Source organism: Streptomyces sp. SL06 (assembly GCF_058244745.1).
In genome coordinates this window covers 6,458,447-6,471,740 of record NZ_JBSYOT010000002.1, presented here as the reverse complement: position 1 = coordinate 6,471,740, position 13,294 = coordinate 6,458,447, and the positions used below count along the sequence as shown (strand labels likewise).

The 13,294-nt window shown below is 73.7% G+C and carries 10 protein-coding genes; 5 read left to right on the top strand and 5 right to left on the bottom strand.

Features of this window, described 5'->3' with window-relative positions; translation table 11 throughout:
* Nucleotides 1-25: 25 nt before the first annotated feature.
* Both AC4IHM_RS29710 and AC4IHM_RS29705 read right to left on the bottom strand, forming a co-directional pair.
* Nucleotides 26-568, bottom strand: coding sequence for a hypothetical protein (locus tag AC4IHM_RS29710; protein ID WP_490870042.1), 543 nt, complete (start codon nt 566-568; stop codon nt 26-28).
* 79 nt (nt 569-647) lie between these two features.
* On the bottom strand, nt 648-1,433 hold the full coding sequence (locus AC4IHM_RS29705; protein WP_490870041.1) for a glutamate racemase: 786 nt from the start codon (nt 1,431-1,433) through the stop codon (nt 648-650).
* A 39-nt stretch (nt 1,434-1,472) separates the two neighbouring features.
* Here AC4IHM_RS29705 and AC4IHM_RS29700 point away from each other — a divergent pair, with 39 nt between their 5' ends.
* Nucleotides 1,473-2,762 carry a glycosyltransferase gene (locus tag AC4IHM_RS29700; RefSeq protein ID WP_490870040.1) on the top strand — a complete coding sequence of 430 codons (1,290 nt, stop codon included), beginning with the start codon at nt 1,473-1,475 and terminating at the stop codon, nt 2,760-2,762.
* A 22-nt stretch (nt 2,763-2,784) separates the two neighbouring features.
* Here the strand turns inward: AC4IHM_RS29700 and AC4IHM_RS29695 are convergent, their stop codons facing one another.
* On the bottom strand, nt 2,785-4,101 hold the full coding sequence (locus tag AC4IHM_RS29695; protein ID WP_490870981.1) for a TerD family protein: 1,317 nt from the start codon (nt 4,099-4,101) through the stop codon (nt 2,785-2,787).
* 295 nt (nt 4,102-4,396) lie between these two features.
* On the opposite strand from AC4IHM_RS29695, the gene AC4IHM_RS29690 reads away from it, so the two are divergent.
* From AC4IHM_RS29690 to AC4IHM_RS29680, 3 genes are all read left to right on the top strand, one after another.
* Complete coding sequence (locus tag AC4IHM_RS29690; RefSeq protein WP_490870039.1) at nt 4,397-4,846, top strand: DUF6643 family protein; 450 nt, start codon at nt 4,397-4,399, stop codon at nt 4,844-4,846.
* A 431-nt stretch (nt 4,847-5,277) separates the two neighbouring features.
* Nucleotides 5,278-5,883 (top strand): Rv1733c family protein, encoded by a 606-nt coding sequence (locus AC4IHM_RS29685; RefSeq protein WP_490870038.1) that lies wholly within the window; start codon nt 5,278-5,280, stop codon nt 5,881-5,883.
* Nucleotides 5,884-5,991: 108 nt separating this feature from the next.
* A complete protein-coding gene (locus AC4IHM_RS29680; RefSeq protein WP_490870037.1) occupies nt 5,992-8,430 on the top strand; it encodes a right-handed parallel beta-helix repeat-containing protein in 2,439 nt (812 codons plus the stop codon).
* Between the two features lie 12 nt (nt 8,431-8,442).
* On the opposite strand, the gene AC4IHM_RS29675 is transcribed toward AC4IHM_RS29680, so the two are convergent.
* The gene (locus AC4IHM_RS29675) at nt 8,443-10,839 is read right to left on the bottom strand and encodes a hypothetical protein (RefSeq protein WP_490870036.1); all 2,397 of its coding nucleotides are present in this window, start codon (nt 10,837-10,839) and stop codon (nt 8,443-8,445) included.
* 287 nt (nt 10,840-11,126) lie between these two features.
* Between AC4IHM_RS29675 and AC4IHM_RS29670 the strand changes: the two genes are divergently transcribed.
* A complete protein-coding gene (locus AC4IHM_RS29670; RefSeq protein WP_490870035.1) occupies nt 11,127-11,951 on the top strand; it encodes a DeoR/GlpR family DNA-binding transcription regulator in 825 nt (274 codons plus the stop codon).
* Nucleotides 11,952-11,985: 34 nt separating this feature from the next.
* On the opposite strand, the gene cds1 is transcribed toward AC4IHM_RS29670, so the two are convergent.
* Nucleotides 11,986-13,110 carry an L-cysteine desulfhydrase Cds1 gene (gene cds1, locus AC4IHM_RS29665; protein ID WP_490870034.1) on the bottom strand — a complete coding sequence of 375 codons (1,125 nt, stop codon included), beginning with the start codon at nt 13,108-13,110 and terminating at the stop codon, nt 11,986-11,988.
* Nucleotides 13,111-13,294: the final 184 nt, after the last annotated feature.

Genomic DNA, 13,294 nt, shown 5'->3' with positions numbered 1-13,294 from the left:
AGCAGGCCGGGGGGACCCGGAGCACTCAGTGCGCGGGGCCGGGTGCCTTCGGGCGCAGTCGGCCCTTGATGACCTGAACCGCGGCTTCCGCGTCGTCCACGGTGATCGTGAAGGTGTGGCCGTCCCACAGCCGCAGGACCACGCCCTCGCCGCGCCGCACGACGACCGCGGTGCCCTTCTCCGGTCGCCAGCGGTAGCCCCAGCCGCCCCAGTGGCGCGGGGTGACGTGCGGGGCGAACTCGGCGCCGGCGACGTGCGAGAGGGGGATGCGGCGCCGGGGCACGCCGATGTGGCCGCAGCGCACTTCGAGGCACTCCTCGTCGACTCTGAGCGCGACGTGCACGAAGGCGAGCGTGCCGAAGAGAACCAGCAGTCCCGCCGCGATGCACCCGACGACCGCCATGGCCAGCGGGGCGACGCCGGACTCCCAGGCGGAGTCGACGGCCAGCGCGATGCCGAGCGCCATGCAGGCGGCGCCGATGAGTGCCAGGAACCACTGGACCCGGTTGGTGGCACGTCCGGTCCAGACGTTCGTTTGGGGGACGGTCTCGCCGTGGCGATGCCTCATGGCTATGAGGTTACTCATGTTTCGCTGCGCGGGTGCCCCGTCGCGCGGAGTGACTGGGCCGACCGCGCAGACCCGCCGGTCAGCGGGCCGGCGTGACCGCGCGCAGGAGGAGGCCCTCGTCGTAGGCCAGCGCGGGCGGGGGCAGCGTGCCCTCGCGTCCGCTGAGCAGCACGGTGAGGGTGCCCTCGGCCGGGGCGCCGGGGGCGGGACGGGCGCCGACGCGGCGCAGTGCCTGGGCGGCGACCGCGCCGGCGGAGCCGTGCAGGACCAGGCGGGGGGTGTCGGGGCGCTGCACGGCGGCGCGGATGCGTTCGGCGACCAGTTCGTAATGGGTGCAGCCCAGGACGACGGTCGTCACGTCGTCCGGTGTCAGGGCGGCCGCGGCGGCGACGGCCGCGGTGATCGCCGGCTCGTCCGCGTGCTCGACGGCGTCGGCGAGCCCGGGGCAGGGCACCTCGGTGACCGGCGTCGCGCCGGCGAACTTCGCGATGAGACCGCGCTGGTAGGGGCTGCCGGTGGTGGCGGGCGTCGCCCAGATCGCCACCGGACCGCCGCCGGCCGCGGCGGGCTTGATCGCCGGTACGGTGCCGACGACGGGCAGCGCGGGCTCCAGCCGGGCGCGCAGGGTGGGCAGCGCGTGCACGGTGGCGGTGTTGCAGCCGACGATCAGGGCGTCCGGACGGTGCGCGGCGGCGGCCTCGGCCACGGCGAGGGCCCGCTCGGTGAGGTCCTCCGGGGTGCGCGGACCCCAGGGCATCCCGTCGGGGTCGAGGGAGAGGATGAGATCGGCGTCCGGTCGCAGGCGCCGTACCGCCGCGGTGGCCGCGAGCAGACCGATTCCGGAGTCCATGAGCGCGATCTTCACCCGGCCACCATAGACGATGGGCCGCTTCGGGCCGCCGGTGTGGGGCAGACTGCGCACGTGAGCGCCGATGTGTGGACTTCCGTCGTGACCGTCGTACCCGCCCTGTCACTCGCGGCCTGGCTGTGGCTGCTGCTCGCGCGGGGCTTCTTCTGGCGTACGGACGTGAGACTGCCGGCCCGGGAGGAGCCCGCTGTCTGGCCGTCGGTGTGCGTGGTGGTCCCGGCGCGCGACGAGGCGGCCGTCCTGCCGGAGAGCCTGCCGTCCCTGCTCGGTCAGGACTATCCGGGGCGGGCCGAGGTCTTCCTGATCGACGACGGCAGCACGGACGGCACCGGTGAGCTGGCGTGCGAGCTGGCCAGGCGGCACGAGGGGCTGCCGCTCACCGTCGCCTCGCCCGGGGAGCCGGCCGCCGGCTGGACGGGGAAGCTGTGGGCGGTGCGGCACGGGATCGGCCTGGCACGCGCGCGTGAGCCCGAGTACCTGCTGCTGACGGACGCCGACATCGCGCACGCGCCGGGCAGTCTGCGCGAGTTGGTGTCGGCGGCGGACACCGGTGGGTTCGACGTTGTCTCCCAGATGGCCCGGCTGCGGGTGGAGAGCGGGTGGGAGCGGCTCGTGGTGCCCGCGTTCGTCTACTTCTTCGCGCAGCTGTATCCGTTCCGCTGGATCGGCGGGGGCCGCGCGGGCAAGGACGGCGGTACTGCGAAAGACGCGAAGGACGCGAGGAACGCGAGGAACGCGAGGAACACAAAGAAGGGGACGCGGACGGCGGCAGCGGCGGGCGGCTGTGTGCTGCTGCGTGCCGAGGCGGCCGAGCGGGCGCGGATTCCGGAGGCCATCCGGCACGCGGTCATCGACGACGTGGCCCTCGCCCGGACGGTCAAGGGCGTCGGCGGCAGCGTGTGGCTGGGCCTGGCGGACCGGGTGGACAGCGTGCGTCCGTATCCGCGGCTGCGCGAGCTGTGGCGGATGATCTCGCGGAGCGCGTACGCGCAACTGCGGCACAATCCGCTGCTGCTCGCCGGAACGGTCGTCGGTCTGGTCCTGGTGTACCTGGTGCCGCCGGTGGCGGTGGTCGTGGGCGCGGCGACGGGAGAGGTGGCGCCGGCCCTCCTCGGCGGTGCCGCGTGGCTGGTGATGGCGGGGACGTACCTGCCGATGCTCCGCTACTACCGGCAGCCGCCGTGGCTCGCTCCGCTGCTGCCGTTCACCGCGTTCCTCTATCTCCTGATGACGGTGGACTCGGCGGTGCAGCACTACCGGGGGCGGGGCGCGGCCTGGAAGGGGCGCACGTACGCCCGTCCGGAGGCCGTGGTCGACGAGGTCTGAGCGGCCGTTCCCGGGCGGGTGGTCACTTCCGTCCGGGGGTCCAGTTCATGCCCCACCCGTAGGCGTGGTCGACCGTTCGCTGGGGGCTCACGCCGCGGTCGGGCACCAGGTAGCGGGCCTCGCGCTGGACGACGAGGTCGCTTCCGGTGTTGGTGATCAGGGCGAGGGCGCACACCGTCGAGGGCACGGTGCACTCGTCGAGCGAGAAGTCGATCGGGGCGCCGTACTGCGGCTGGAGGGTGACCGTCGCGTGCAGGTCGGCGAAGGAGCGGGCTCCCTCGTAGATGGTCACGAAGACGAGGACGCGCCGGAAGTGCTGCTTGTGGTCGAGGTTGATCGTGAGGTTCTCGCCGCTCTCCACGGCGCCGGTGCGGTCGTCGCCGTCGAGGTGGATGTACGGCGGCCGGTGCAGGGATCCGAAGGCGTTGCCGAGGGCCTGGACGACGCCCTTGCTTCCGTCGGTGAGTTCGTACAGGCAGCACAGGTCGAGGTCGAGGTCGTCGTGCGTGGCGACCGGGCGGCCCAGCTTGCGGGCCCAGCCGGAGAACTGCTTGCGCGTCTGCCAGTTGAGGTTGACGCGCATGGCGCCCGAGGTGCCGCCCTGCTTGGCCAGCGAGACGGAGGGCGCCGCCTTGGTGAGCGTGACCTTGGTCAGCCGGACCGGCTCGGCGGAGGGCGCCGGCGGCGGTGTCACGGGCGGGGCCGGGGGTGCGGGAGGTGCGGACGGTGCGGGAGGGGCCGGAGGTGCCGGTGGGGGCATCGTGACAGTGGGGGTCTGTGGGGCGGCCGAGGCAGCAGGGGTGGTCTGGGGTGACTGTTGCGGCTCGTCCACGGAGATGCCGTAGTCGGTGGCCAGTCCCTCAAGTCCGCTGTCGTAACCCTGGCCGACGGCGCGGAACTTCCAGGCGCCCTGGCGGCGGTAGAACTCGCCGAGCACGAAGGCCCTTTCCACGGTGGCGCCCGGGTTGTCGAAGCGGGCCACCACGGTGTTCCGCTCCGCGTCGCGGACCTCGATGTACAGGCCGGGGACCTGCCCGAAGGATCCGCCGTCCGCGGAGGCGGCGAGGATCACGGTCTCGATCGCGGGCTCCACGCGCCCGAGGTCGACGTGCAGGCTGTCGGTCACCTGCCCGGCGGCGGTGCGCTTGCCCTCGTGACGGACCGCGCCCGAGGAGTGCGCCGGCTGGTTGTAGAAGACGAAGTCCGCGTCGGAACGGACCTTTCCGCCCACCAGGAGCAGGGCGGAGGCGTCGGCGTCGGGTACGCCGGGGCCGGACCGCCAGCCCAGTTCGACCCGCAGCGCCGTCGTCGGCACCGGGGTGTTCGAGCCCTTCGGCATTGACATGTCCGCCCCCATACGGGTCACCGAGCCGGGTCGCCCCCCGGCGAATCGTCGAGTCTGCCCGCCCAACCTAATCCCCCGGCGGCTCCCGGACCCTCATGAGAAGCCCGGGAGACACCCCGTCAGCCGCCGGTAACCCCGCCGGAACCAGGCCTTTACCTCAAAAGTGCGCGGAATGACGTCCTATTTTGGCAAGTTCGCTCGCATTGGGGATCCCAGGTTACCGTCGACGCGGAAAACAACCTTCTTATCGGTCTCCCCAACCAGCACATCGTGGGCTTAACTTATGGCCATGACCTCCCCCCGCTCCACTTATGGCGGCGGCTACTACTCCGCCTCCTTCCCGGACACCCCGATCTACGACTCCCTCGTGGCCGAACGGGGCACCCCGCAGATCGCCCCCATCCGGGTCCCCGCCGCGTACGACGTGCCGAGCAGTCATCTGCCCGCGCTCCCGTCCGCCCTGCCCGCGCTCCCGGCGGGCCCCTCGCAGTCCTCCTACGGCTACCCGCAGCAGGCGCCGCAGCCCGCGCCGTTGCAGCAGGCGCCCGCCGCCTACATCCCGCACCAGGCGACCGCGCCGCGCGGCTACCCCGGCCCCCAGCAACAGCAGCCGCAGCAGCAGCCCCGCCCGGCCGCGCCCGGCCCCGCGGGGTACGAGGCGATGCGTCCCGCGGCTCCCCGGCCGGCCCCGGCGCCGTACCAGGACCCGTACAACCAGCAGCAGTACCGCGGCTACTGAGCCGCCCTCCGGGGTGTCGGTGCCCGCCGGCACGATGACCTCATGGGGGAAGGCGCGACTGCGGCGGACCGCCGCTGGAGGCTGACCGACGACGGGGGAAGGTCGTCACGCGACACCGGCAGCCGCGCCCTGCGCCGACCGCCGCCGAGCCTTCGCCCGGCGGTGGCGTTCGGCTGCCCGCGCCCGCACGATCCCGATCCGTCCGCCGGCCCGTGGCCCGGTGCGCGTCGTCGGGTGGCACGGCGCCGGGCCGGGTGCGGGGCCGGGTTTCGGTCACCGGCCGGGGGACGGGAACCGGGTCAGCCGACCGGGCGTTGGGCTGTAGTGAGACGTTCGTGAGGACCCGGCCGGGAGCCGCCACCGAGCGAGGGGCGGCGCACTCGTGCTGACGGTCCGGGGGGGGTGGCACGGAGCGGGAAGGGGTGCGGACCGTGCGGGCGATCAGGGGGCTCTGGCGCTGGCGGCACAATCCGCTGTGCCGCCCGACCGACCTGGCCGAGGCCTGGGTGGCGCTGACCGCACTGGTGCTGATCGTGTCCGCCGCACCCCTGGTCGGTGTGCTCGCGGGCGGCGCGGCGCACGAGGCCCTGCAGCGCTCGGTGCGTGAACAGCTGGCGTCCCGGCACCGGGTGACGGCCACCGTGATCCGTCCCCTGGAGCGTGCGCCGCTGACCGCCGACCCGGAGGGCGCGTCCCCGAGGGACCTGCGCGGCCGGGTACTCGCCGGCTGGACCGCGCCGGACGGCTCGCGGCACCAGGGCCCCGTCACGGTGGGCCTGCACGACCCGCGCGCCGGCGACCGGTTCGCGATATGGACGGACGCGCGGGGGCGGGCGGCGCCCCGCCCCCTGGACCCCGCGACCGCGGGCACGCACGCCGTCCTCGCCGGGTTCGGCGCCGCGGCGGCGGCCGCGGCCCTGGTCGAGACCGGCCGGCGGATCGCCGTGTGGCGCATGGTCCGTCGCAGGTACGCCCGTTGGGAGCAGGAGTGGGACCGGGCTGGCCCGGACTGGGGCAGGACGGGCGCGGGCAGTTGACGGGCTTCGGCCTCCGGTCAACTCACCACCGGTGCGCACGCTACGGTGGACCGGCCGAACCGAATCGGCGACGACCCGCGTACGACGAGGTGGGGGCACAGCAACGCCATGGCACAGGGCACGGTCCAGGTGACGCACACCGGCACCTCGCGGTGGCGGCGCCGCACGGGTGAGTACGCATCGCTCGCCGCCGCCCTGGAGGCCGCGGCCGACGGTGACGTCCTCACCGTCGCCCCCGGCACCTACCGGGAGAACCTCGTCGTCCAGCGGGCGGTGACCCTGCGCGGGCCCGAGGGCACCCAGGGTTCGGTCCGGATCGCGCCGGTCGACGGCGTCCCGCTGACCGTGCGCGCCTCGGCGGTGGTCCAGGACCTGCACGTGGAGGGCCAGGACGCGGCGGCGCCCGCGGTGCTCGTCGAGGACGGTGCGCCCGAGCTGCTGGGTCTGAAGGTGGTCGCGCGTTCCGCCTCCGGGATAGAGGTGCGGGGCAGCGCGCGTCCGACGGTGCGGCGCTGCACCGTGGACAATCCGGCGGGGGTCGGCATCGCCGTCGTCGACGGCGGGGGCGGTGTGTTCGAGGACTGCGAGGTCGTCTCGGCCGGCCAGGCGGGCGTCGCGGTGCGCTCCGGCGGGCACCCCCGGCTCGAACGCTGCCGGGTGCACCACGCGGCGGGTTCCGGACTGACCGCGACGGGCGAGGGATCCGCGCTGGAGGCCGTGGGCTGCGAGGTCTACGAGGTGCGCAGCAGCGGTGTGCAGATCACCGGGCGGGCCACGGCCCATCTGACCGACTGCGACGTGCACCGCACCACCGGCGACGGTGTCACGCTGGACACGGACGCGGTGCTCACGCTCGCCGACTGCCGTATCCACGACATCCCGGAGAACGCGGTCGACCTGCGCTCCCGCTCCGTCCTCACCCTGACCCGCACCACCGTGCGGCAGTTCGGGCGCAACGGCCTGTCGGTGTGGGACCCGGGCACGCGGGTCGACGCCAACCAGTGCGAGATCTTCGACAGCACCGGCGACTATCCGGCGGTCTGGATCAGTGACGGCGCCACCGCGGTGCTGGACTCCTGCCGGGTGCACGACGTGCCGGACGCGCTGTTCGTCCTGGACCGCGGTTCGCGGGTGGACGTTGTCGACAGCGATCTGTCCCAGGTGCGCAACACGGCCGTCTCGGTGAGCGACGGCGCCACCGCGCAGCTCGACGACTGCCGTATCCGGGACGCCGCCACGGGCGCGTGGTTCCGCGACCACGGCAGCGGCGGCACCCTGAACAACTGCACCCTGGACGGCAACCGCACCGGCGTGATCGTCACCAAGGGCGCCGACCCCACCATCGAGCGCTGCACGGTCGACTCCCCCTCCGAGGCGGGCGTCTATGTGTCGGCGGGCGGCCGGGGCAGCTTCCTGAGCTGCCGGGTGACCGGCAGCGCGGGCTACGGCTTCCACGTGATCGACGGCTGCCGCACGACGCTCAGGAAGTGCCGCACGGAGCGGTGCGCGCGCGGCGGGTACGAGTTCGCGGAGGGCGGCGCGGACACGGCCCACGACTCCGGCCCGATCGTCGAGGACTGCACCGGCGACGAGAGCGGCGCTGCGACGGCGCCCTCCGCGCCCGAGCCGGTCGTGCAGACGGTGGGCCACTCCCCCGGCCTGCTGGGCTCGATCCCCGGCCAGCGCAGCACCGAACAGGAGGCGCTCGTCGCGGACACCGGGCCGCGGGAGCCGGCGCGGACCTCGAAGGCCGTGCTCGGCGAACTGGACGCGCTGGTCGGCCTGGACAGCGTCAAGCGCGAGGTGCGGGCCCTGACCGACATGATCGAGGTGGGCCGGCGCCGGCAGCAGGCGGGTCTGAAGGCCGCCTCGGTCAAGCGGCATCTGGTCTTCACCGGCTCCCCGGGCACCGGCAAGACGACGGTCGCCCGGCTGTACGGCGAGATCCTCGCCTCCCTCGGTGTGCTGGACAAGGGGCACCTCGTCGAGGTCTCCCGGGTCGACCTGGTCGGCGAGCACATCGGCTCCACGGCGATCCGCACCCAGGAGGCGTTCCAGCGGGCGCACGGCGGCGTGCTGTTCATCGACGAGGCGTACGCGCTGTCCCCCGAGGACGCGGGCCGGGACTTCGGCAAGGAGGCCATCGACACGCTGGTGAAGCTGATGGAGGACCAGCGGGACGCGGTCGTCGTGATCGTCGCGGGCTACACGGCGGAGATGGAGCGCTTCCTGTCCGTCAACCCCGGTGTGGCGTCCCGGTTCTCACGGACCATCACCTTCGGCGACTACGGCCCCGAGGAGTTGCTGCGGATCGTGGAACAGCAGGCCGACGAGCACGAGTACCGGCTGGCCCCCGGCGCGTCCGAGGCGCTGACGAAGTACTTCACGGCGATCCCCAAGGGCCCGGCCTTCGGCAACGGCCGCACCGCCCGCCAGACCTTCGAGGCGATGGTGGAACGCCATGCGAGCCGGGTCGCCCAGGTGGCCGACCCCAGCACGGACGACCTGACCCTGCTCTACGCCGAGGACCTGCCCGAACTGCCGTAGGAAGACGCACCCCTAGCGGTCCTCGGGCCCGTCGTCCGCCGGCGGGACCGCCTTGGGCGCGGTGGTGTGGCGTGGTGCCGGTACCTCCGGGCGCAGCCTGGCCAGCAGGCGCTGCCGTTCCTCGGCGAAGACCGGGTCGGCCTGGTAGTCGGAGTGGCCGAGGACCGGGGCGGGCAGCGGGTGCAGCTCGGTGCGGCCGTATGTCAGCGGGTCCTTGAGGGGTGCGTGGTCCACCGCGGGGCCCGAGTCGCCGGGCAGTCGCATCGGGCCGCCGATGGGGTCGGTGCGCCGGTACAGGTTGCGCCAGCAGTCGACCTCCTCGTGCAGTGAGGCGAGCGCGGCCGGTCCGAAGCAGGCCGGGAACCAGCGGCCGTACAGCCGCTCCAGCGGGGAGCCGTAGGTGAGCAGGGCGACCCGTCTGCGGGCGGACGGCTCCAGTTGCCAGGCCGCCGCGGCGGCGAGGACGCTGCCCTGCGAGTGCCCGGAGATGACCAGCCGCCCGCCGGTGGCCCGGGTCCAGGTCGCCATCCGCCAGGTCAGGTCGGGCACCGCGCGCTCGGCGTAGCAGGGCGGCGCGAAGGGGTGGGCGGCGCGCGGCCAGAAGGTGCCGACGTCCCACAGGATGCCGATGGTGCGCCGCGCGGAGGGGTCCTTGTAGGCGCGCCGGCCCCAGGTGACGAACAGTATGAAGCCGAGGCCGATGAGCCAGGAGCCGAGTGCCTGCGCGGTCTGCGCGGCTCCGTGCAGCACGGCGTACGTCCCGCTGGCGGCCTCGGCGGGCGCCTTGTCGGTGGTGAAGGCGCCCACCAGGGCCCCGGCGCCCAGCAGCAGGGTGGTGGCGGAGGTGATGGCGACGAAGAGGGGCGCCCGGTCGGTGAGGGTGGCCATGGCGCGGGTGAGCGCGATGCGCCGGGTGCGTCCGGGGTCGCCGGCCTCTCCGGGGTGGTCGCCCTCCACGCGGCCCCGTTCGACGCGGGCGAGGCGCACGGTGTGCCGGGCGAGCGCGGCCCAGAGCAGCAGGACGACGACGAGCAGCGGCGGGATGACGGACGCCTGCCAGGTCAGCAGGACGGGCGGGCCGTCGAAGGAGGTGCCGGTGCCGTCCATCCAGTCCGACACGCGCTGGGCGACGCCGCCGGACATCACGCCGCCCAGCGCGCAGGCCAGCATGGCGACGGCGGGGCCGCCGAGTCCGCGGATGGCGGCACGGGCGTCGGGGAGGGCGCGGTGGAGCCGGCGGGCGACCACGGCGAGGGCGACGACCAGCAGGCCCTGGAGGAGGGCGATGCCGCCGAAGGTCGTGTCCCCGGCCAGCCGGCCCGCCGACGCCCACTCGGGGCGGGCCCAGCCGGCGTACACCAGGGAGAGGACGAACAGGACGAGGGCGGCCAGCGGCAGGCGCCGTACGAGGCGCTCGTCGAGTTCCCGGTCGAGGCGGTTCTCGCTGCGGCCCCGGCGGCAGACGACCGCGATCACGGCGACCGCCCCGGCGGCCAGCGCTCCTTCGAGGACCCGTCCCAGCGTGTCCAGCAGCGCGGGTCCGCCCGGTCCGTGGTCGAAGCGGGCGGCGGGTGTGCCGACCGCCGCGGCGACCGTCAGCAGGCCCGCGGCGGTGTGCGCGGCGCGCAGCCGGGCCACGAGGCGGCGCCCGTACCAGAATCCGGGCCGGCCCAGGGCGGTGCGGCCGGGGCCCTCCTGGCGCTCGCTCGCGCGCTCGCCCTCGCGGCCCGGCGCGCGGTCCATCGGCTGCTGGGACTCGTACGCCCGCCAGGTGCGCAGCGACAGGTACCAGAGCAGGCCGGTGAGCGCGGCGGGCACCGCGGCCGCGAGGGCGAGCCGGCGGCCGGGGGTGCTCCACCAGCCGTCGTGCGACATCACCGGTGACAGGAAGCCGAGCCAGGAGTGCCGCTCGGCGCACGCGCGCGTGCCCGCGCACTGCCAGGCCACGAGGTCGAGCGCCACCTCGCAGGCCGCGGCGACCAGCAGCACCGTCAGGGTCAGTCCGGTGAGCCGTACCAGCAGCCCGTAGAGGCGGACGGTGCGGTTGCGGCGGGGTGCGGTGGGGCGCATCCAGTGGGCGAGGTTGACCACCATGAACGGCAGGAGCAGCAGCCACAGGGCGCGGGTGCCGTTGCCGGAGGTGAGGTTGCACCAGACGTAGGCCTCGGGCACCGGCCGGCCCCGGTAGTCCTCGGGCCGCGACTCGGCGTCGGCGTCCTCGATGCGCCGGAAGACGGCGGCGACGTGGTCGCCGGTGATCCGCGCGGTCCGCGGGTCGTCCAGCATCTCCGCGGGTGTCGTGCCGCCCACTCCGTGCACCAGGAGTTCCAGGGCGGTGCCGGTCCTTGCGTCGTGCGGTCCCGGGGCGTCCTGTCCGGCCGTCCCGGGCCGTTCCCGCGCCTGCTCCACTGTCCCGCACTCCCCGTGACGCGCCGTCGGCTCTGTCCGTGCGGGCACAAGGATCTCCACTGCGGGGGTGTCCTACACCCGTCGGCACGGAATCTCCCCCGATTCGTGTGAGGGGTGGCACCGGAACCGGACAGAGGTGATATGCGCGCGGCCGTCGGGCGGTGGCGCGGTCCCCGGTGTGGCGTGCGAGGATGGGACGTTCCGCGCACCGGAGCGGGAGAAGTCCTCGTCAAGGGCGGGTGCGGCGGCGTGTCGGACGGTTTCGCGGCGAAAGGACCGAGGCGTACGTGAGTGAGAATCCGAACCTCCTCGCGGAGCAGCGGCGCGCCCTGATCCTCGACGAAGTGCGCCGCCGGGGCGGAGTCCGGGTCAACGAGCTGACGCGCAAGCTCGGTGTGTCGGACATGACGGTCCGCCGCGACCTGGACGCGCTGGCCCGGCAGGGCGTGCTGGAGAAGGTGCACGGCGGCGCGGTCCCGGTGGTCGAGGCGAGCACGCACGAGCCGGGGTTCGAGGCCAAGTCCGGCCTGGAACCGACCGCCAAGGAGGACATCGCGCGGTCCGCGGCGGAACTGGTCGCGCCGGGCGCGGCGATCGCCCTCTCGGGCGGTACGACGACGTACGCGCTGGCGCACCGGCTGCTCGACGTGCCGGATCTGACGGTGGTCACCAACTCGGTGCGGGTGGCCGACGTGTTCCACGTGGCGCAGCGCACTACGGGGGCGCGGCAGGGTGCGGCGACGGTGGTGCTCACCGGCGGTGTGCGCACGCCCTCGGACTCGCTGGTGGGCCCGGTCGCCGACCAGGCGATCGCGACGCTCCACTTCGATCTGCTCTTCCTCGGTGTGCACGGGATATCGGCCGAGGCCGGCCTGTCCACGCCGAACCTCGCGGAGGCCGAGACCAACCGGCGCCTCGTGCAGTCGGCGCGGCGTGTCGTGGTGGTCGCGGACCACACCAAGTGGGGTGTCGTGGGCCTGAGTTCCTTCGCCGCGCTGGAGCAGGTCGACACCCTGGTGACCGACTCCGGCCTGCCGGCCGAGGCCCGAGCGGAGGTCGCGGAACACCTCGGTCTCGTCGTGGCGGGCGAGCCGGAGACGACGAGCGCCTGATCCGGGCGGACACCGGCGGGTGGCCCACGGGGTCTCAGTCGGGCCAGGTGCCCGTGCGCAGCAGGGACTCGATCGCCTCCGCGTACGGTCCGAGGTCGAGGCCCTGTTCGGCGAGCCACGCGTCCGAGTAGTACTTGTCGAGGTACCGGTCCCCCGGGTCGCACAGCAGCGTCACGACGCTGCCCCGCCGTCCCTCCGCCACCATCTCGGCGATGATCTTCAGAGCGCTCCACAGGCCCGTGCCGGTGGAGCCGCCCGCCCTGCGCCCGATGACCCGCTCCAGGGCCCTGACGGCCGCGACGCTCGCCGCGTCCGGCACCTTCATCATGCGGTCGATCGCGCCGGGTACGAAGCTCGGTTCCATGCGGGGCCTGCCGATGCCCTCGATCCGGGAGCCGCGCTCGCAGGTGACGTCCGGATCGCCGGTGGTCCAGCCGTCGAAGAAGCAGGAGTTCTCCGGGTCGGCGACGCAGACGAGGGTGTCGTACTGCATGTAGTGCACATAGCGTGCGAGCGTCGCCGAGGTGCCGCCGGTACCGGCCGTGGCGACGATCCACGCCGGTTCGGGGAACCGCTCCAGCCGCAGCTGCCGGAAGATCGACTCGGCGATGTTGTTGTTGCCGCGCCAGTCGGTGGCACGCTCGGCGTAGGTGAACTGGTCCATGTAGTGGCCGCCGGTCTCGGCCGCGAGGCGGGCGGACTCCTCGTACATCCGGCGGGAGTCGTCCACGAAGTGGCACCGTCCGCCGTGGAACTCGATCAGGCGGATCTTCTCGGCGCTGGTGGTGCGCGGCATGACGGCGACGAAGGGCACCCCGATCAGCTTCGCGAAGTACGCCTCGGAGACGGCCGTCGAGCCGCTGGACGCCTCGATCACCGGGCGGTCCGGCCGGATCCAGCCGTTGCACAGGCCGTAGAGGAAGAGCGAGCGGGCGAGCCGGTGTTTGAGGCTGCCGGTGGGATGGGTCGACTCGTCCTTCAGATACAGGTCGATGCCCCACCGCTCGGGCAGCGGGAAGAGGAGCAGATGGGTGTCGGCCGAGCGGTTGGCGTCGGCCTGGACCTTGCGTACGGCCTCTTTCAGCCAGGCGCGGTAGACGGTGTCGCTGTGATCGACGTCCAGGGTGGCGTCGGTGCGGGACTGCTGGGGGGTGCTCACGAGACGGGGCTCCTTACGCTGCGCGCCGACGGCGCGTCGCGCGGCCGACGCCTCGATCATAAGCACCTTCAACAACCCTTCTCACCTGCATAAACACTCCTTTGGGACTCTCAAAGGCACCCTGGGGCGGGCAGGCGGGAGGGGGCGCATTCACGCGAGTGCTCCGGCCGGTTCCGGAAAGGGA

Bases quoted from the DNA above. Each gene is read 5' to 3' on its own strand.
- AC4IHM_RS29710 (WP_490870042.1), bottom strand. From the start codon at position 568: ATGAGGCATCGCCACGGCGAGACCGTCCCCCAAACGAACGTCTGGACC.
- AC4IHM_RS29695 (WP_490870981.1), bottom strand. From the start codon at position 4,101: ATGCCGAAGGGCTCGAACACCCCGGTGCCGACGACGGCGCTGCGGGTC.
- AC4IHM_RS29690 (WP_490870039.1), top strand. From the start codon at position 4,397: ATGACCTCCCCCCGCTCCACTTATGGCGGCGGCTACTACTCCGCCTCC.
- AC4IHM_RS29680 (WP_490870037.1), top strand. From the start codon at position 5,992: ATGGCACAGGGCACGGTCCAGGTGACGCACACCGGCACCTCGCGGTGG.